We start from the raw sequence: 18,867 nt of genomic DNA, 5'->3' as shown, positions 1-18,867 counted from the left end.
TTATATGAGGGAAATTTCAAATGTTCCCAAGATAACAGGAAAGAAGGAAATGGATTATGATATTGGATGCCCATTGCCATCTGGGAGATGACGTGATATTTGACTGCAGCCATTCAGAATATGAACTGCTGGAGGCAAACCACAAATATGGAATAACAGGTGGAATTATACAGCCATTTATAGGCAGGCCATATGTTGAGGACACAAGAAGATACCACGACAGGATAGCAAAGTTTTGTGAAAGAAATAAAAACTACTGGGGGATGGCGTCTATAAACCCCCATTTCAGACATCAGGAATATGCTGTGGAGGCAGCACGGTGTATAGAAGAACTCCACTTTGTGGGGATAAAGCTGACGCCTGTAGGACATGCCGTGGACCCGGAGTCAAAGGATGGGCTGTTTGTATTCGAAAATGCCAGAAAACTTGGCGTGCCTGTTATGGTACATACAGGATACGGGGTTCCTTTTTCAGACCCTGCAAAATTGTGGAAGGCGGCCAGGAAGTTTCCGGATGTGAAACTGGTTATCGCCCATCTTGGAAATGGCTTTTTTGCTTCGCAGGCAATCAGGCTGGCAGAACAATTCAGCCAGGTATATATTGAACCCAGTGGATGTGGAATCGGGGAAACCTTAAGCGCCCTGTTGGCCTTAGGGCCCGAAAGAGTGATGTTTTCCTCAGATTCCCCCCTCCAGCTCCCTACAGAGCTGGCAAAATACAGAAGAATACTGGAAGATTACCCTGAGTGGGAGGAACAGTTATTTTACAGGACAGCGGAGAGCGTTTTCGGCATCGGCTTACAGTGCCATGAAAAGTGACTGATAATAAAATAAAAAGTTACTTGGGCGATGCTATATTGTATCCAAGGGAATGAAAGGCTTCCGAAGTTAGAAGTACTGCAGATTACTGAGAAATTTCCGGAAATTTAAGCAAAAGAAGGGAGAAAGAAAATGAGGAAGAAAATTGTAAGCGGACTGCTGATATTCAGCATGATAGGGTCTATGATACTGACAGGATGCTCAGGAGGCAGCTCAGAAAAAAGCAGCGATTCTGGCAGCTCTGGGCAGGCAGAAAGCACAGACTCACGTTTCACATACGATGGGAAAGATGTGACTTTGAATTTTATGTTTATTACAGGCGGTGAGAATGAGTTTTATAATGAGACTTTGCCTGAACTGGTTCACGAGCAGTTTCCAAACATAGACATAGAAGTTGAGGAGCTTCCCAGTGATAATTATAAGTCTACCATTCAGATGAAGTTTGCCAGCGGGGAGGGCCCTGACTTGTTTGAATGGTGGCCTGACAAACAGGCAGAGCCATTGATTGAAGCAGGGTATTGCCTGGATTTAAGCGATCTGGAGTGTATTGGGGATTTTAGGGAAGATATGGTGGACTCTTTTACATTTGATGACAAAAATTACGCAGTGCCGCTGGGTTCCAGCTTTTTGACTACCTGGTACAATGAGTCTATGTTCGAGGAGGCAGGGATCTCAGAGGCTCCGATGAATTGGGAAGAGTTTATTGACTGCTGTGAAAAACTGAAGAGTGCTGGAATCACGCCTATAGTCATGGGGGATAAGGATGCCTATGTGATTCAGTTTGGCATATACATGACAGGGGCTTCTGCCATATATGCGGATAACCCTGAGTTTGACGACCAGTTATATACGGGAGAAACAAAGTTTACGGATGCCTGCTGGGTGGAGGCCGTGGAAAAGTATAAATATCTGTATGATAACGGGTATGTTATGGAAGATACACTGGGACTTTCCCATGATCAGGCCAGACAGGCGTTTATTGACGGCCGTGCCGCTATGACTTTTGACGGAAGCTTTGGCTGGGAAGCCTTGATGGCAGAGGGGGCGGCAGAGTTTGAAAGAGGATTGTTCATGCTTCCTTCCAATGAGGAGGGCGAGGATATGGTCTACAACCTGACTCCTGCAGAAGGTATTTTTGGAGGTGCAAACGAGGGGCATGAGGATGCGGTTAAGGCTGTAATGAGTTATTGGTTTACAGAAGGAACCCCTCTTTTTGAGGAATGGGCAAAGACCAATGATAATATCCCTGCGCATAATAACCTTTCTGACAACCGGGAGTTAATCCAGGAGTATTTCGCAAGATATGACGGACTGTCTACAATTTATAACCTCAATAATGCATGGCCCAATGGCGTGAGTGATGAGATGACTGCGAAGTTCCAGGAAGTAATTGCAGGGGATGCCAGCGCAGAAGATGTGACAACGGCAATGCAGACGAAGTTTGAACAGGTAAAATAACTATGCTTTACAAAGAATCACATGAAGAATTGAGGGAAGATGTATTTAAAGACCCTCCTGCCCCATATAGGGGAGCTCCGTTTTGGGCCTGGAACTGCAGGCTCAAAACAGAGCAGTTAATCGAGCAGGTTCCTGTATTTAAAGAAATGGGAATGGGAGGGGCGCATATCCACTGCCGGATAGGGCTGGATACCCCCTACCTGGGAGAGGATTTTTTTCAGAATGTAATAAAGTGCCATGAGAAGATGAAAGAGGAAGGCCTGCTTTGCTGGCTCTATGATGAGGACAGATGGCCTTCCGGCACTGCCGGAGGGGGCGTCACCAAGAACAGTAAATTCCGTTCCCGGTTCCTTGTATGGGAGCCATATGGGTTTTGCCAGGAGGCAGAGGAAGGTTATATGGCAGCCGCCAAGGCTGTCAGAAGCAGTGAGAGAACTCTTTTGGGCCATTATGAAGTTATCCTGGATAAGGAAGGGTATTTGAAAAGATACACAAGGATCAGCGGGGAAGAGTGCGGCAGCGTGCACGGGGACAGCCATATAAAAGCTTTATCAGACAAGAATGTAACCCGTAGGTCTGTTTGGTCAGCATGGCTGGAAGTATCGGGGGATACCCCCTGGTTTAACAACCAGGCATATGTAAATACTATGGACAAAGAGGCCATAGGAGAGTTTATCAGGCTTACCCACGAAAAGTATGCCGCCCGCCTGGGAAAAGACTTTGGGAAAACAATCCCTGCCATATTTACGGACGAACCTCAGACGGGCCATAAAGAAATTCTTTTTGGCCCTTTCGAAGAGAAACCAGTGGTACTGCCCTTTACCGATGACTTTGAGTCCTCTTTTAAAGGAAAGTATGGAGTATCTGTACTGGCACATCTGCCAGAGCTTATCTGGGAGAGGGGGAAGGGGGAGGTCTCCCAAATAAGATACCTATATCACAGGCATGTGTGCGAACGCTTTTCAGAGGCTTTTGGAGATCAGGTGGGAGCCTGGTGTGAGGGTCACAATCTGGCGCTGACAGGACATATGATGAATGAATGGACCCTGTACTCACAGACAGTGGCTGCAGGCGAGGTGATGAGGCCCCTGAAAGCCTTTACACTGCCGGGAATTGATATGCTCTGTGACAGGAGGGAGTTTTCTACAGCAAAACAGGCCCAGAGCATTGCCCGCCAGATGGGGCGGGAGGGATGTACAAGCGAAATATATGGGGTGACAGGATGGGACTTTGATTTTAGGAACCATAAGCTTGCCGGGGACTGGCAGGCAGCTTTGGGAGTAACTGTCAGAGTCCCCCATCTTACATGGGCTTCTATGGAGGGAGAGGCAAAAAGAGATTATCCGGCCAGTATTGGGTATCAGTCACCCTGGTATAAGGAATACAGCACAATAGAGGATCACTTTGCAAGGCTGAATACCGTACTGACCAGGGGAAAACCCTCTGTGGATATTGCTGTCATCCATCCTGTTGAATCTTACTGGTTATACTGGGGATGCGTTAGCCAGACTGCCGCTGTAAGACAAATGCTGGAAACAAACTTTGAAAATATTATTCAGTGGCTGCTGTACGGACTCCTGGATTTTGACTTCATATCAGAAGCTGTCCTGGCAGAGGAGGGACAGGCCCAGGAAGGGGACGGGTTTGTTATGGGAGAAATGGAGTACCGGACAGTGATTGTTCCGGCCTGTACCACTTTAAGGAGAAACACATACGAGCGGCTAAGAGCATTCAGGGAGGCCGGAGGGCATGTGATTTTCATGGGAAAGGAACCGGAGTATCTGGATGGGTGCAAAAGTCCCCTGCCCGCTGCATTGGCTGCCCAGTGTGAGCAGATTGGGTACAATTCTTCAGAACTGATTGAGGCTCTGGAAAAATACCGGAAAGTAGATGTGTCGTCTGTGCCCGTGGACGGGACAGACCCTACCCGTATGAAGCACCGCGAAAACGGAACCAGAACCAACAATATGTTTTATCAGATGCGTAAGGAGAAAGACCATGACTGGCTGTTCCTCTGCCATGTCAATAAACCTGTAAATGAGCATATTACATATACGGAGAAATTAAGAATTACAGTAAAAGGAGAATATATCCCCAGCCTGTGGGACACGGCAGATGGGAATGTACGGAAGGTAAAAGCAGAGTATATAGATGGATGCACAGTGATTACAGCATATACGTCGGCCCATGGCAGCCTGCTTTTTAAGCTGGATACAGGGCGTGTGAATGGGGAAGGGGATGTGGGGCATGTCCAGCCAGAGGGGGAATGTATAGGCCAGGAATGTATGCCGCTTAAAAATCCCCGTTATTTGCCACAGCCACAAGGCTATGTACTGGAGGAGGATAATTGCTGCCTCCTGGATCTGGCAGAGTATGCTTTTGACAGCGGCCCCTGGCAGCAGGAAGAAGAGCTGCTGAGAATCGATAATTATTTTCGTCAGAAACTGGAGTATCCAAAGAGGATGGAAGCCCTGGCCCAACCCTGGACAGAAGGGGAAGGGGAGAAGGAAGGGCATGTATTAAAACTCAGGTTTACGGTTTCTTCAGAAATAGATATGGGTAAGATAGAGCTGGCCGGGGAGAACCTGGACAGATCTAATATTTACATAAATGGGAGAAGCGTAGATTTTAAAGATTGCGGATGGTATGTAGATAAAAGTATCCGGAGGTGTAAAATTCCAGGCTTAACAAAGGGAGATACGATATTTGAGCTGCATATACCATTTGGCAGAAAGACAAATATAGAGTGGTATTATATTCTGGGGCAGTTTGGAGTCAGGGTTTGGGGACGGAAAAAGGTCATTACGGCCCTGCCGGAGAGATTGTACTATGGCGACCTTACAACCCAGGGATTCCCCTTTTATGCGGGAAACATGATTTACGAAACAGCCGTGGATACAGAGGGGGGAAGCCTGTGGATTGAAGCGTCCCACTACAGAGGGGCCCTGGTGCAGGTGCAGGTAGGCCAGAAGGGGTGGAAAAATTTGATTTTGGCTCCCTACCGTATCGACTGTGGAAGGATAGAAAAGGGAAAGCATCATGTACGTATTAAAGTTTTTGGCAACAGAATAAACGCATTTGGCGCAGTACATAATGCAGATGCGGCAGAGAAATGGTATGGCCCGAATTTGTGGAGGACAACATTAAATAAATGGAGCTATGAGTACCAGCTTAAAGAAATGGGGCTCCTCACAACACCCCTGTTCTATATTAAGCAATAACCCAGGAATATATGATAGTGGCTTTTTGGCCGGCCGGAAGGAAGGATGGAAGATGGAAAAGCATTTTAGTGATGGAGTATGGCCTGTTATGCTGACTCCTTTTACAGAAAATAATAAGGTTGATTATAAGGCACTTGAAAAGCTGACAAGATGGTATATTGGCCATGGTGTGGCAGGACTCTTTGCAGTCTGCCAGTCCAGTGAGATGTTTTTTTTATCATTGGAAGAGCGGGTGAAGATTGCCCGGTTTGTAAAGGAAAAGGCGGCGGGGAAGGTGCCTGTGGTAGCGTCGGGGCATATATCGGACTCCTTTGAGGATCAGGTAAAGGAGTTAAATGCAGTGGCCCAGACAGGTGTGGATGCATTGATTCTTCTCACCAACAGGCTGGCCGCTGAAAATGAAGGTGATGATGTGTGGCTTGAAAACCTAAAAAAGCTGCTCCTTAGGCTTCCAAAGGATATTCCCCTCGGCTTTTATGAATGCCCGTATCCATATAAAAGAATCATAGCACCGGAGCTTTTAAAATGGTGCGCCGATACGGGCCGGTTTTATTTTATAAAAGACACAAGCTGTGACCTTGAGAATATTCGGGAAAAGCTTACGCAGATAAAAGGCAGCGGGCTGAAGCTGTTTAACGCAAACTCATCTACGCTTATAGAGTCCCTGGAGATGGGGTGCAGTGGTTTCAGCGGGGTGATGGCCAATTTTCATCCCGATCTGTATGTCTGGCTCTGCAGAAGTTATAACAAATATCCCCAAAAGGCACGTACAGTTGCAGATTTCCTGACAATAGCATCACTGATTGAACGCCAGGTATATCCTGTGAATGCAAAGTATGCCCAGGTTAAAATGGAAAACTTTCATTCGGTCTATACCCGGGTAAAAGCGCCTTCTCTTCTCACTGATACTGGAAAGCTGGAAGTAGATCAGCTTATGAGGATGACAGATTTTATAAGGAGATTGACATGAAAATATTGGTGACGGCGACAAACTACTCAAAGTATTGTCAGGCTGGAAAGAAAATATTAGAAGACGCTGGGTGTGAAATTTTGGAAAATCCCCACGGCAGGCCATATACATACAAGGAATTGAAGGATATTGTAAAAGATATAGATGGGGTGGTTGTGGGCGTAGATACATGGAATGAGGATATATTCTGCTTGGCCCCGAAGCTGAAGGCAATGGCCAGGTTTGGCGTGGGCGTGGATAATATAGATTTAAAAGCAGCAGAGGGACATGGGATTGTGGTGTGCAATAGTCCTGGAATTAATTCTTCTGCTGTGGCAGAACAGGCCATTGCCCTGATGTTTGCCCTTATGAGAAGAGTGCCTGAAATGGACAGGGCAGTCCGCAGGGGAGAGTGGCCAAGGCCCATGTTCCATGAACTGAGAAGCTGTAAAATTGGATTCCTGGGATTTGGCGCGATAGCAAAAAATGTAGCGCTGAGGCTCAAAGGATTTGGTACAGAGATGAGTGCATATGATAAATACCCAGACCAGGAAGAGGCGGACAGGTTGGGGGTCAGGATGGCCTCTATGGAGGATGTGCTTAGGGACTCAGATATTATTTCCCTGCATCTACCTGCATCTAAGGAAACAGAACATCTAATCTGCAGGAAGACAATTTCATTGATGAAGGATGGAGTACTGATTGTAAACACTGCAAGAGGGAGCATTGTGAAGGAGGCCGATGTGGCGGAGGGGTTAAAAAGCGGGAAAATCGGCGGATTTGGAACAGATGTATTTGAACAGGAGCCTGTGGATACAAAAGGGAAATTGTTCGGATTTGATAATTATATTGCTACGCCCCATGTATCTGCCGAGACGTATGAAAATTGTGAGACCACTTCTATTGTGACTGCAAAAGCACTGCTCAGTGTGTTTGAAGGCAAGGAGCCAGAAAACAGACTAGTATGACAGAGACTACGGCCAGAAACCTCCCCTTATACTGCGGGGCAGTGCACGGGGAGGTTTCTGGCTGTGGGCCTGTCACTCTGCCTGTTTTGCGGCGGGGTACTCATTACAGAGCAGACGGTATGGAGGCTCATCTTCTTCCACCTCTGGAAAACGCCCGATGGGTTCATAAAAGCGGTTATCATGCTCGTCGTCATTGCACATAGAGACTTCACCAAGCAGGACAGGCCCTCCTGTGTCGGGTACGGTGAAGTCATGGTACATATAGGGGGTAATTGTAATACTTTGTCCCGGCTTCAGAAGCACTTTAGTTCCTGCAGGGACGGATTCTTTTTTTCCGTCAGAATATACAGTCACATCTGTGCCCAGCATACTGCCATCCTCATCCCCGTTGTATACAGTAATGTAAATATCGTTGCCTCCCCGGTTAATGATGTCTTCCATCTTACTCCAATGGTAGTGCATAGGCGCCGTCTGCCCTTCGTAAAGCATAAGGAGCTTCTCTGCATATGGCTTTGGATACTCTTTAGGCCTTTTCTGGTTGCCATTGCGGATTGTAAGCAGTGAAAATCCAATCTTATCAAAGCTGCCAAGGCCGTAATCTGTGATATCCCAGCCAAGGCAGTTGTCCCGGACCTCATCGTATTCATGTCCTATGTGCCCCCAATCTTTTGGGGTCCATTTAGCAAAGGGAGGAATCTCAAAACCATGCTGGTTGATTAATGCCTCCATATCCTTTATGACCTTATTAATTTTTGAACGTTTCATATCTTTGATTCTCCTTATCTTCAAAGAACTGACGCGAAACAGAACATGCCATCTGCTGGATGGTTCTTTCGGCAGTACGATTATATTTTATATTCTGACAGAATAATCTCTGGTTTGTCTGCATGTCTTATCTTAATTAATTCTTCGTTTGTGACAAAATTGAGCAGAGCATCGATCACGGCAGTTTCATTTAAATGTGCATACCCTTTATAATAGTTAAAGGATTCTTCTTTACTTGTGGATAAGAGGACGTAATCGGCTAAATTGGAAACCGGTGACTGGGCATATGCTGTAATGGCAATACTTTTAAGGTTCTTTTCCTTTCCAAGCTCCATCCCCTGGATAACCTGCCTGGAGGTTCCGGACTGGGTAATGGCAACAAGAATATCCCCGTCATCGGCCAGGTTAATATGATTGAGAAAATATTCTGGAGCCACATTATACGTACTCTTAATGCCCAGCCTTCCGAGGCGGAACCCCATATATTGTGCCAGCGGACTTGTATTGCCTACGGCCATAATATGTGCCTGCTTACAAGTTTTTAGCAGATTTACACAGTTCCACATAACATCTGAATTAATTGTACGGCCTATGTTCCTCAGTGTCTCGGCGTATTCATTAAATATCTGCTGTACCGCGCCCTTCCCCTGTATGGGGGTTGGGTCTGCATATTGTTCTCTCCCTAAGTCCCTGGCCAGCGTTATTCGGAATTGGTAATAGCCGCTGTATCCTATGTGATGGCACATCCTGACAACGGTGGCATCACTGACGCCGCTGGCCTTTGCCAGCTCCGATACATTAGAATCCACCGCTTTTTGAGGGTTCTGCAGAATATAATCCGCTACTTTTCGCTCCGCTGAAAAAATGTGGTCATATTGCTCTCTGATAACCTGAAATACTTCCCTTGCTAAAATGTTTCCTTTTCCGTCACTTTTATCCACAATTCATACACCTGCCATAACAATTATTTGCTGTCATTATTATAGCATAAGTTATTATTAGTATAAAGACGCTTTCCCGATTGTCTGGAAGAGTTCAAGTTTGTGCTCTGCCACTTCTTTCATTGCTTCTATACAAATGGGTTCAATTACATTAGGTTCTCTTAATCCCTGATCCTGGAGCACTTCTCTCATCTTCTGGAAGTAGGCCGCTTTAATATCAGAGGAAATATTAATTTTATTAATTCCGAGAGTGACAGACTCTCCGATCTCTTTATCTGGATTGTTGGAACCCCCATGAAGTACTAAGGGTACATTAACTTTTGCTTCAATTTCTTTGAGGATATCAAGTTTTAATTCTGGTTTCATACCAGCCGGGTACAGGCCATGGCATGTTCCAATTGCTATTGCCAGTGTGTCAACGCCAGTCTCTTTTACAAATTTAGCCGCATCCTCAGGATCCGTATAGATAATAGCTGCAGTACCGCCCTCTAAGTCTTCAGGCTCCAGGGAACCGATTGTCCCTAATTCAGCTTCGACAGATACATGGACTGGATGGGCTGCCTCGACTACCTTTTTAGTTCCTTTTATATTATCTTCAAAGGAAAGCTCTGCCCCGTCGAACATTACAGAAGTAAAGCCGCTCTGGATTGCCCAGATGATTTTTCCGAAATCCCCGCAGTGGTCTAAGTGGATGCATACAGGAACAGGGGACTTATATGCCCTTTCCTTGATAGCTGTTACCATCTCAGGCCCGATAAAACTTAATTCATCAGGGTGTATTTCGATAATTACCGGTGAGTTTGTTTCCTCGCATATATCCATAATTCCAAGAAACATGGAATAATCACTGATATTAAACGCTGGCAGCGCAAATTTGTGTTCTTTAGCCACTGATAGTATTTCACTCATATTCATTAACATAATTTATTACCTCCATTTAGTTAAGATTTTTATATTAAAAACATATCTGGACTCCTCCGACAAAGGAGTCGCCAAGGCCGATTGTATACTTTGGGCGGTCCAGGTATTTGGACGGGACTAGAACCGATTCTTCAGCGTATTTACTGTTTTTAAGTTCCTGATAGTACTTTAATCCCTTTTCGCTTAATTCATATCCTAGGATTTCTTTTATCTGCCTATGGCCCCCATAGGAACCCTTCGCCGCTTTTGCGGTCGCCATCATGTTGCCATACATAAGTCCTCTCTCAATGTCAAAGTCCAGTGGATCCCCCACATACATGGAATAATCCTTAGTATGGATAATGACGCCTTTTCTCACTTTGAAATTTTCCCTGATATATTTGGCGCCTTTTACACAAGAATATATGTCGCCGGTATCCACTTCAAATTGATACATTTTATTTAATGTGTAACTTAGTTCTTCTTCGTTTAAACTTACAATATCAATGCAGGAATATATGCTTTCCAGGCACAGCCTTTTCACATGAATGTCATGATAGTGGGCATCTTCAAAAAATACGATTCCTTTTGGGTTGTTCTTTTTGTACCTCTCTATATGGCCTCTGACAAAATCCAGATGTTCCTTAAGAACCTCTGCATCCAGGAGGGCGTTAAAGCTTGAAAGTACATTACTGCTTACTTTTGGCGCATGATCTTCTACCCACCTAAAATATGGCTTATAAAACGGTACGAACTCGTTTACTGTAATTTTAGTCAGGATCAGCCGGTTTGAGCATGGGATTTCTATTACCTGCCCTTCAAGGCAAATTTTATCTCCCTTTTTAAATTGAATAATAAAATGGGGTTCTTGTTCATTTGTCTGTGCAATCTTATCCGTGTGTATAAGCTGCCCTTCCTGGGAGACTGTGTGTACAAAAGGCGTATTGAGTATTGTGCATACTTCTCTTGAATCATCTGTCAAGTGTACAACTGAGGGGCATCCTACTGCATTAAGCGCCAGCGCGGCCTGTACTGCTGTCCCTCCTATCCCATATTGAAAGGGAAAACTCTCTTTCAGGCATTCTGTATTTTCTATATCCACTTCGCCGCCGATTCCACGGGAGCAGTAATATACTACTGTCTCCAAAAGTTCCTGGATGGTATGTATTTTTGCCGGGGGTTTCATTTCAGATAGCCTTTTGCCCTTCATATGCTCTGCAAGCAGCGTATTTAGACGGCCTGTCTGGAATTCACATAAAAGATCCAAGTTACTAGTATACCCCAAGGCGGGATAATGCTCATTTTGAACTCTTCTTTGTATCACCTCATCGAGCGCGTTATATGCCTCAATATACTTTTCTTTCAAATCCAAGTTATCCACCCCTCTCTAGCTTTTGACTGACCCTGCCGTCATTCCTGCAATAAAATATTTCTGGAAAAACAGGAATAAAAGTAGGATTGGCAGAGAGCCAAGGACGCTCATTGCCATCATTTGGTTCCATTCATATGCATGCTGCCCCATTAATAAGTTGATTCCCACAGGTACTGTGCGCATATTGTTTGTCTTAGTAAGTGCCAGTGCGAACAAGTATTCATTATATGCCTGCATAAAAGTGTACATACCCACGGATACAAGTCCGGGGATGGCTGTCGGGACAAGAATTGTCCAAAGGGCCCTGAATCTGGAACCGCCGTCGATCATTACTGCCTCGTCAAGTTCTTTGGGCAAGGTATTGAAATACCCTGTTGTCATGAGAATTGCATAAGGGAGTGTGAATACCATATATGTAAGAATTAGCGCCCCATATGTATTGAACAGTCTTAGGCCTACAATTAGGCTCACATAGGGAATTAACAATGTAATAGGCGGAACAGCCTGCACTGCCACGATAATTGTATTAATCATGCTTTTGCCGGGAAAGTTAAAGCGGCTGAACGCATAGGAAGCCAGGATTCCGATAACCAGTGTAAGTATGACCACAATGGCCGTAACCGCGTAACTGTTTAAAAAGAAGCGGACTTGCTCAGGGTTTGTAAAAATTGCTTTATATGCGTCAAAGCTGAAATTCTCTGAAATCCAGGTAGGAGGCCATGCGAAAATCTCTGAATTTGGCTTAAATGAATTTAGGATCATCCATAAAACCGGGAAGCCAGCCCAAATTGTACCTATGGCCAGAAGGATAATAATGAGTATTTTAACCCTCAGTTTTTTCTTTCCAATCATACTTAATCCCCCGCTTTCTGTTGCCTGACATAGAAGATTCCTATGACCGTACATACCACAAGCAGGATGACTGCCCCGGTAGATGCCATGGAGTACTCATACTTTGTAAATCCCTGCTTATAAATATATGTACTGATTGTTTCAGTTGCATTTACTGGCCCACCTCCCGTGGTCATCCAGATTAAAGCGAACTGCTGGAGGGTCCAAACAAAATCCAGCATAAGGAGGCTGATTAAGATGGGTTTTAATGTGGGGATCGTTATATGGAAAAATGTCTGTACAGAGTTTGCCCCGTCGATGGCAGAGGCCTCGTATAAATCTGTGGAAATCCCCTGTAACCCGGCCAGGATACTTATCATATAAAAGGGGTACCCCGACCAGATATTTATAAGAGTTACAGCAAAAAGTGCGGTATCCCTTGACCCCAGCCATTCCACATTTTCACTGATTATGTGCAGGCCTTGGAGGAGGTAGTTGAGCACGCCGTTTGGCTGCAGCACCATCCTCCATACAATTGCGATTACAGATGCCGTAAACATCCAGGGCAGTGCATAAATGACACGGAAGATTCCTTTGGTCCTTTTGCTGAGATACCGTGTGTTTAAAATAGTTGCAAAGGTCATGCCTATAATGAAATGTGCGATAATACTGACAATAACAAAAATCAGTGTATTTCTAATAGATTTTAAAAATACCGGGTCGGCCAGCACATCTATATAATTTTTTAAGCCTACAAATGAAGGGTTTTTATTAATAATAACGTTGTCAAAAAATGAATAGTAGATAACCATGGCAACTGGTATAATTAATAAAATGCACATCAAAATAATTGTCGGAAGAAGATACAGATATGGCGTGGATTTTCTCTTTAAATTTGTCAATTACTCCATCTCCTTTTTCAGAAATAGGGTTACAGCGGGGTTTTATTCAAACGCAGGCTCCCAGCGTTCTTGGGCTGCTTCGAGCATGTCTGCGGCAGAAGCCGTGTCCCCGTCAAGATATAACTGTAATTCTTCGCCAAAGCTTCTCATCAGGTCTTCAGATGTAGGAAGTCCTGTAAATTCATTAATCGCCGTGCTGTCCTGGAATAACTCGTAAGCCTTTACAAATAAAGGATCAGATTCAGAATAATCTGGCTCTGATGCAGAGTTTCCTGGGAATGCATTGGCAAGTACTGCCAGCTTGGCGTTTACCTCTGGACTCATAAGGTATTCGATAAACTGCCATGCCTCTGCCTTATTTTCACAATTTTCTGCGACGCCGATTCCCCAGTTTGCGACTGACATTCCGCCTTTTTCTACATCAGTTCCTGCAGCAGGGACTTTGATGTAATCAAAGTTAAGGTCAGGAGCCCCTTCTTTGATTGTTGTTAAGTGGGAGACGCCATCTGTCATAAAGGCTACGCGGCCATTTGTAAATTCCTCTACCATGTCAGGTTCTTTCATCGCATAGGCGCCGTCTGCAATGTAACCTTTGTCAAACATCTCTTTAATAAAATCTGTGGTCTCCTCTAAATCCTTATTTCCGGCAAGGTTGGGTTTGCCGTCTTCTGTCATCATGGAAGCGCCGTCTGCCCACAGCCATGTCATAAATTGATTCTGGACTCCTGCCGGGGATTCTGTTGATAGTGGAATGGCCCACCCGGCTATACTGTCATCGTATGCTTTTACTGCCTCACAGGCTGCCAGGAATTCATCCCGTGTAGTGGGAAGTTCTGTAACGCCCGCCGCTTCGAGGATATCCAGGTTGGCGTACATTGGATATGCAAAGTTCACTACAGGAATCATATATGTATTCCCTTCAAACTGAATCTGGTCTGATAATTGACTGTCATCGTAACCTGATTCATCCATTAAAGCTGTCAGGTCGGCAATGGATCCCTGCTTTGCAAAGTCGTATACCCAGGATCCGTCCAGGCCAACAACATCGGCCATTGTCCCCGAAGCCGCCCCTGATGCAATCTGTGTTTTTGTATCCGCATATGGATTGCTGAGGAGTTCAATGTTAATGCCGGTTTCCTCTGTAAAATCCTGGCATATGTCTGCCAATGCGCCGTCAGGGAGTTCCACACCCCACCATTGCTGGAATTCCAGCGTCACACCGTCTGCGCTTTTTGTGCCTCCCTCTTCCTCCGATGAGCCGCTGGATCCGCAGGCGGCTAATGAGACTGACATAGCCCCAGCAACCGCAACAGAAAACATTTTCTTTAATACTGCCTTGATTTTCATAATTTTTTCCTCCTGATTAAAAGAAATTTTATTTCTGCATACTTATGAAAATGATTTAATACGGTAAGGTGATATTTTTATGTAATTTATATGTTTTAAACGTTTTAAATCAAGTTCAATTATGCATATTGTATAATACATTATAAAATAATATTTCATAATGTCAATAGTTTTTCTTGTATTTGTGAAATTTAGTTTCTTGTATGTAATAATATTTCTTGAATGAGACTGCCAAAATAATAGAAAATGGGAATATTTCAGAGATAATTGGAAATAGTATAGGCGGGTTAATTACTTTTTGAGGGAGATAGGTACTGTATAAAGGTGAGGAAGCCGGCTATGATATTTATGGTTTGAATAAAGTATAGAAAAACCTGGAAAGATTATTGCAATTGAAGAAACTATATGGTATTATATCATTCGCAAGTAATTGAGGGCGTGTAGCTCAGGTGGTAGAGCACTTGACTTTTAATCAAGTTGTCCGGGGTTCGAATCCCCGCACGCTCAGTAGTTGGCAATGCCGCAAACCTATGTCGGGGGTGCGGTATTTTTGTGTACATAAACCAGATAGAATATCTTGAAGAAGTGTGTAGATATACAGTATAATAAACCTTGTTGGACGAAGTCCGCCCGTCGGAAGGACAAGTATTGAGGGATGCCCTTTGGGTAAACCTTATTGAACGTTAGCAGTTCAATAAGTGTACCTTGTTGGATGGAGTCCGCCCGATGGAAGGACAAGAGTTAAGGGATGCCATTGGGTATACCCTGAAGGCCGGGGAGTGGCCTGATGTAAGCCTTTGCCTGGGCATAGTGAAGAAGTGATATGATAAATTTATATTAGGAGGTCTTAACATGAAGTTAGGAATTGTAGGGACAAACTTTATAAGCGATTGGCTGGCGGAGGCTGTCGGGCAAGTGCCTGAAGTGGAGATTGCCGCTGTTTTTTCCAGGGCACAGGATACTGGGGAGGCATTTGCGGGCCGCCACAATATTTCTGGCGTGTATACGGATTATGAAAAATTTCTCCAGTCAGGCATCGAGGCTGTTTATGTTGCCACTCCTACTTATGCCCATTGCGGACAGGCCCTGGAGGCTATGAAACATGGAAAACATGTGCTGTGTGAGAAGATAATGGCAGTAAATGAGAGGGAGGTAACAGCTATGATTACCTGTGCCTCAGAAAATGGAGTTGTACTTTTGGAAGCCATGAGGCCAGACTTTGACCCTGCTTTTTCACTTGTAAAAGAGGCGCTTCCTAAAATCGGAAAACTCAGGAGAGTGACTATGGAATACTGCCAGTATTCATCCCGGTATGATAAATTCCGCCAGGGAGAGGTGCTCAATGCATTTAACCCGGATCTTTCCAATGCAGCAATTATGGATATTGGGGTATACTGTATACATATGCTGGCCGCTATATTAGGGGCACCAAAAGAAATAAAATCATTTTCAACAAAATTAAAAAATGGATTTGAGGGAAGCGGTGTTGTTCTGATGCAGTATCAGGATATGATGGCAGAGGCGGTATATTCTAAAATAACTGATTCAGTAAATCCTAGTATATTTCTTGGAGAAGAGGGGAGTATTTTGGTAGATTCTATTGCAAAACCCAGGCGGCTGGAGATTGTATATAGAAACGGCGGCAAAGAGGAGATCCCCTATACGCCGGTGGACAATAATATGGTTTATGAGGTGAAGGAGTTTGCAAGGCTTATAGAGGAGAAAAATATCAGCCATCCGTACCTGCGTTATTCCCTTGACGCCGTGCGTATAATCGATGAGGCAAGGCGGCAGAATGGGATTGTATTTCAGGCTGATGAAGTGTTATAATAGGACTATTGTTTGATAAAAATTGTAAAAATAAGGAGTATTTGGTATGGGTCTTATAACGATTCGGGAATTGTTTAAAAACAGAGAGGAATATCTGGACAAAAAGATAACGGTGGGAGGGTGGATACGCAGCATCCGGGATTCCAAGACTTTTGGTTTTATTGTTGTAAATGACGGCTCTTTTTTTGAACCCTTGCAGATTGTCTACCATGATAAAATGGATAATTTTGAGGAAATTTCAAAGCAAAATGTGGGGGCGGCTTTGATTGTGACAGGAACCCTTGTCGCCACCCCCCAGGCAAAACAGCCGTTTGAAATTCAGGCGGAGGAAGTTGTGGTTGAAGGGGCGTCGGCGCCGGACTATCCGTTACAGAAGAAACGACATAGTTTCGAATATCTTAGAACAATTTCACATTTGCGCCCTAGGACAAATACCTTTCAGGCTGTATTCCGTGTCCGTTCCCTGATTGCTTTCGCTATTCATCAGTTTTTTCAGGAGAGGGGATTTGTATATGTACACACACCCCTGATTACGGGCAGTGACTGCGAGGGAGCAGGGGAGATGTTCCGGGTGACTACGCTGGATATGGACCAGGTTCCCAAAAAGCCAGACGGGACGGTAGATTACAGCCAGGATTTCTTTGGCAAAGAGACAAATCTGACTGTAAGCGGACAGCTTAACGGGGAGACATTTGCCCAGGCATTCAGAAATATCTATACCTTTGGCCCCACATTCAGGGCAGAGAACTCAAATACTACACGTCACGCGGCAGAATTCTGGATGATTGAGCCTGAGATTGCATTTGCTGACTTGAATGATAATATGGACCTGGCGGAAGATATGCTGAAATATATCATAGCTTACGTGATGGAACATGCACCGGAAGAAATGAATTTCTTTAATTCTTTTGTGGATAAAGGCCTGATTGACAGACTTAAAAATGTTGCAGAGTCAGATTTTGCGAGAATAACTTACACCCAGGCTGTAGAACTTCTGGAAAAGAACAATGATAAATTCGAATATAAAGTGTCCTGGGGAGCTGATCTGCAGACAGAGCATGAGCGCTATCTCACAGAGGAAATATTTAAGCGTCCGGTATTCGTAACCGATTATCCAAAAGAAATCAAAGCATTTTATATGAAATTAAACGATGACGGAAAAACCGTTGCGGCAGTGGATTGCCTGGTACCCGGTATCGGAGAAATTACCGGCGGAAGCCAGAGAGAAGACGATTACGAGAAACTGCAAAAGAGGATGGCAGAGCTTGACCTTAAAGAAGAGGATTATAAATTCTATCTAGATCTGAGAAAATACGGTTCCACGAGACATGCAGGATTTGGATTGGGATTTGACAGGTGCGTGATGTATCTGACAGGAATGTCTAACATTCGTGATGTAGTGCCATTCCCGAGAACTGTTAATAATTGTGAACTTTAGGTGGTTGGGGACGTAACAAAGTGCAAAAGGGTTACGTCCCCAATTGACTTTAGACCTGTACCAAAATGGAGGTTTATATGAGGTTTATCCATATTGCCGACGTGCATCTGGGGGCCCAGCCGGAGGCTGGCACTGCATATAGTGCCAAAAGGCCTCAGGAGCTTTGGGATACATTTGCCCGGATTATTGATTTGTGTGAAGTACAGCATGTGGATGTTTTGCTGATTGCAGGTGATTTGTTCCATAGGCAGCCGCTTTTGCGGGAGCTTAAGGAGGTCAACTATCTGTTTTCTAAATTGACGCATACCAGGGTTGTTTTTATTGCAGGTAATCATGACTATGTGAGAAAAGATTCTTATTACTGTACATTTAAGTGGAATGAGAATGTTTATCCGCTGCTCGGAGCTAAGATGGGATGTGTGGAAATCCTAGGGTTTGAGCTGGCTGTATATGGATTTAGTTATCACAGCAGACAAATAACAGAGGAATGCTGTAATGTAAAGGCCCCTGGAAAGTACAGGTATGAGATAATGCTGGCTCATGGCGGAGATGAAAAGCATATCCCCTTGAGAAAGGAAGCATTAGAAACATCCGGGTTTGACTATATTGCCCTGGGGCATATCCACAAACCTGCCATACTTATGGAAAACCATGCGGCTTACGCAGGTGCTTTAGAGCCGGTTGACATAAATGACACCGGACGCCATGGTTATATTAGCGGTGAAATTTCCCCGGCCGGGACATATGCAGAGTTTGTACCCTTTGCTTCCAGAGAATACATTCATCTGGCGTTTAGGGTGCAGGAGTCAATGAGCAGTGGAGGCGTTGGAGACTCTGTCAGGGATGCTGTAGAAAAACGGGGAATCCACAATATTTATAAACTTGTTTTAAGGGGTCTGAGGGATCCGGAAATAGTATTTGATACAGACAATATGGATATATATGGAAATATTCTGGAAATTGCAGATGAAACGCAGCCTGCCTATAATTATCAGAAGCTATATGTTGAAAACAAGGAAAATATTATTGGGAAATATATAGAGAGGTTTTGGGCGTGTGAGGATGGGAGCATTGAGCGGCAGGCCTTGCAGGAGGGCGTTCAGGCATTGCTTGAAAATCATCTCTGA

General features: G+C 44.5%; 15 protein-coding genes and 1 tRNA gene. 9 read left to right on the top strand and 7 right to left on the bottom strand.

Translation table 11 applies throughout. The features are described 5' to 3' along the window. Positions 1-56 precede the first annotated feature (56 nt). The 5 genes from EFA47_RS16315 (at position 57) to EFA47_RS16295 (ending at position 7,414) form a co-directional block, all read left to right on the top strand. Positions 57-818, top strand: coding sequence for an amidohydrolase family protein (locus EFA47_RS16315; protein ID WP_122644206.1), 762 nt, complete (start codon positions 57-59; stop codon positions 816-818). Positions 819-950: 132 nt separating this feature from the next. Further along, on the top strand, positions 951-2,276 hold the full coding sequence (locus EFA47_RS16310; protein WP_235853279.1) for an ABC transporter substrate-binding protein: 1,326 nt from the start codon (positions 951-953) through the stop codon (positions 2,274-2,276). Between the two features lie 2 nt (positions 2,277-2,278). Continuing rightward, entirely contained in the window at positions 2,279-5,497 is a 3,219-nt protein-coding gene (locus EFA47_RS16305) for a glycosyl hydrolase (RefSeq protein ID WP_122644205.1), read from the top strand. 52 nt (positions 5,498-5,549) lie between these two features. Continuing rightward, on the top strand, positions 5,550-6,467 hold the full coding sequence (locus EFA47_RS16300; RefSeq protein ID WP_122644204.1) for a dihydrodipicolinate synthase family protein: 918 nt from the start codon (positions 5,550-5,552) through the stop codon (positions 6,465-6,467). Next, positions 6,464-7,414: a phosphoglycerate dehydrogenase gene (locus EFA47_RS16295; RefSeq protein ID WP_122644203.1), complete on the top strand. Its 951-nt coding sequence runs from the start codon at positions 6,464-6,466 to the stop codon at positions 7,412-7,414. The genes EFA47_RS16300 and EFA47_RS16295 overlap by 4 nt, the downstream gene beginning before the upstream one ends. Before the next feature lie 72 nt (positions 7,415-7,486). Here EFA47_RS16295 and EFA47_RS16290 read toward each other — a convergent pair whose 3' ends face one another. From EFA47_RS16290 to EFA47_RS16260, 7 genes are all read right to left on the bottom strand, one after another. After that, positions 7,487-8,179: a D-lyxose/D-mannose family sugar isomerase gene (locus EFA47_RS16290; RefSeq protein ID WP_122644202.1), complete on the bottom strand. Its 693-nt coding sequence runs from the start codon at positions 8,177-8,179 to the stop codon at positions 7,487-7,489. 80 nt (positions 8,180-8,259) lie between these two features. After that, positions 8,260-9,120: a MurR/RpiR family transcriptional regulator gene (locus EFA47_RS16285; RefSeq protein WP_235853278.1), complete on the bottom strand. Its 861-nt coding sequence runs from the start codon at positions 9,118-9,120 to the stop codon at positions 8,260-8,262. Between the two features lie 57 nt (positions 9,121-9,177). Further along, positions 9,178-10,041 (bottom strand): ketose-bisphosphate aldolase, encoded by an 864-nt coding sequence (locus EFA47_RS16280; RefSeq protein ID WP_122644201.1) that lies wholly within the window; start codon positions 10,039-10,041, stop codon positions 9,178-9,180. A 34-nt stretch (positions 10,042-10,075) separates the two neighbouring features. After that, the gene (locus EFA47_RS16275; protein WP_235853277.1) at positions 10,076-11,401 is read right to left on the bottom strand and encodes an ADP-dependent glucokinase/phosphofructokinase; all 1,326 of its coding nucleotides are present in this window, start codon (positions 11,399-11,401) and stop codon (positions 10,076-10,078) included. A gap of 6 nt (positions 11,402-11,407) precedes the next feature. Continuing rightward, entirely contained in the window at positions 11,408-12,244 is an 837-nt protein-coding gene (locus EFA47_RS16270) for a carbohydrate ABC transporter permease (RefSeq protein WP_122644199.1), read from the bottom strand. Positions 12,245-12,246: 2 nt separating this feature from the next. After that, the gene (locus tag EFA47_RS16265) at positions 12,247-13,125 is read right to left on the bottom strand and encodes a carbohydrate ABC transporter permease (protein WP_330512217.1); all 879 of its coding nucleotides are present in this window, start codon (positions 13,123-13,125) and stop codon (positions 12,247-12,249) included. 42 nt (positions 13,126-13,167) lie between these two features. Beyond that, positions 13,168-14,472 (bottom strand): ABC transporter substrate-binding protein, encoded by a 1,305-nt coding sequence (locus tag EFA47_RS16260; RefSeq protein WP_122644198.1) that lies wholly within the window; start codon positions 14,470-14,472, stop codon positions 13,168-13,170. A 434-nt stretch (positions 14,473-14,906) separates the two neighbouring features. On the opposite strand from EFA47_RS16260, the gene EFA47_RS16255 reads away from it, so the two are divergent. The 4 genes from EFA47_RS16255 (at position 14,907) to EFA47_RS16240 (ending at position 18,867) form a co-directional block, all read left to right on the top strand. Beyond that, positions 14,907-14,979, top strand: a tRNA-Lys gene (locus EFA47_RS16255). Positions 14,980-15,324: 345 nt separating this feature from the next. After that, a complete protein-coding gene (locus EFA47_RS16250; protein WP_122644197.1) occupies positions 15,325-16,302 on the top strand; it encodes a Gfo/Idh/MocA family protein in 978 nt (325 codons plus the stop codon). A gap of 46 nt (positions 16,303-16,348) precedes the next feature. Then, entirely contained in the window at positions 16,349-17,740 is a 1,392-nt protein-coding gene (gene asnS / locus EFA47_RS16245) for an asparagine--tRNA ligase (protein WP_122644196.1), read from the top strand. A gap of 77 nt (positions 17,741-17,817) precedes the next feature. After that, complete coding sequence (locus EFA47_RS16240) at positions 17,818-18,867, top strand: metallophosphoesterase family protein (RefSeq protein ID WP_122644195.1); 1,050 nt, start codon at positions 17,818-17,820, stop codon at positions 18,865-18,867.

The organism is Luxibacter massiliensis, from assembly GCF_900604355.1.
Classification (GTDB): Bacteria; Bacillota; Clostridia; order Lachnospirales; family Lachnospiraceae; genus Luxibacter; species Luxibacter massiliensis.
Note: the sequence above shows the minus strand (reverse complement) of the source record. Positions and strands in the feature narration are given on the sequence as shown.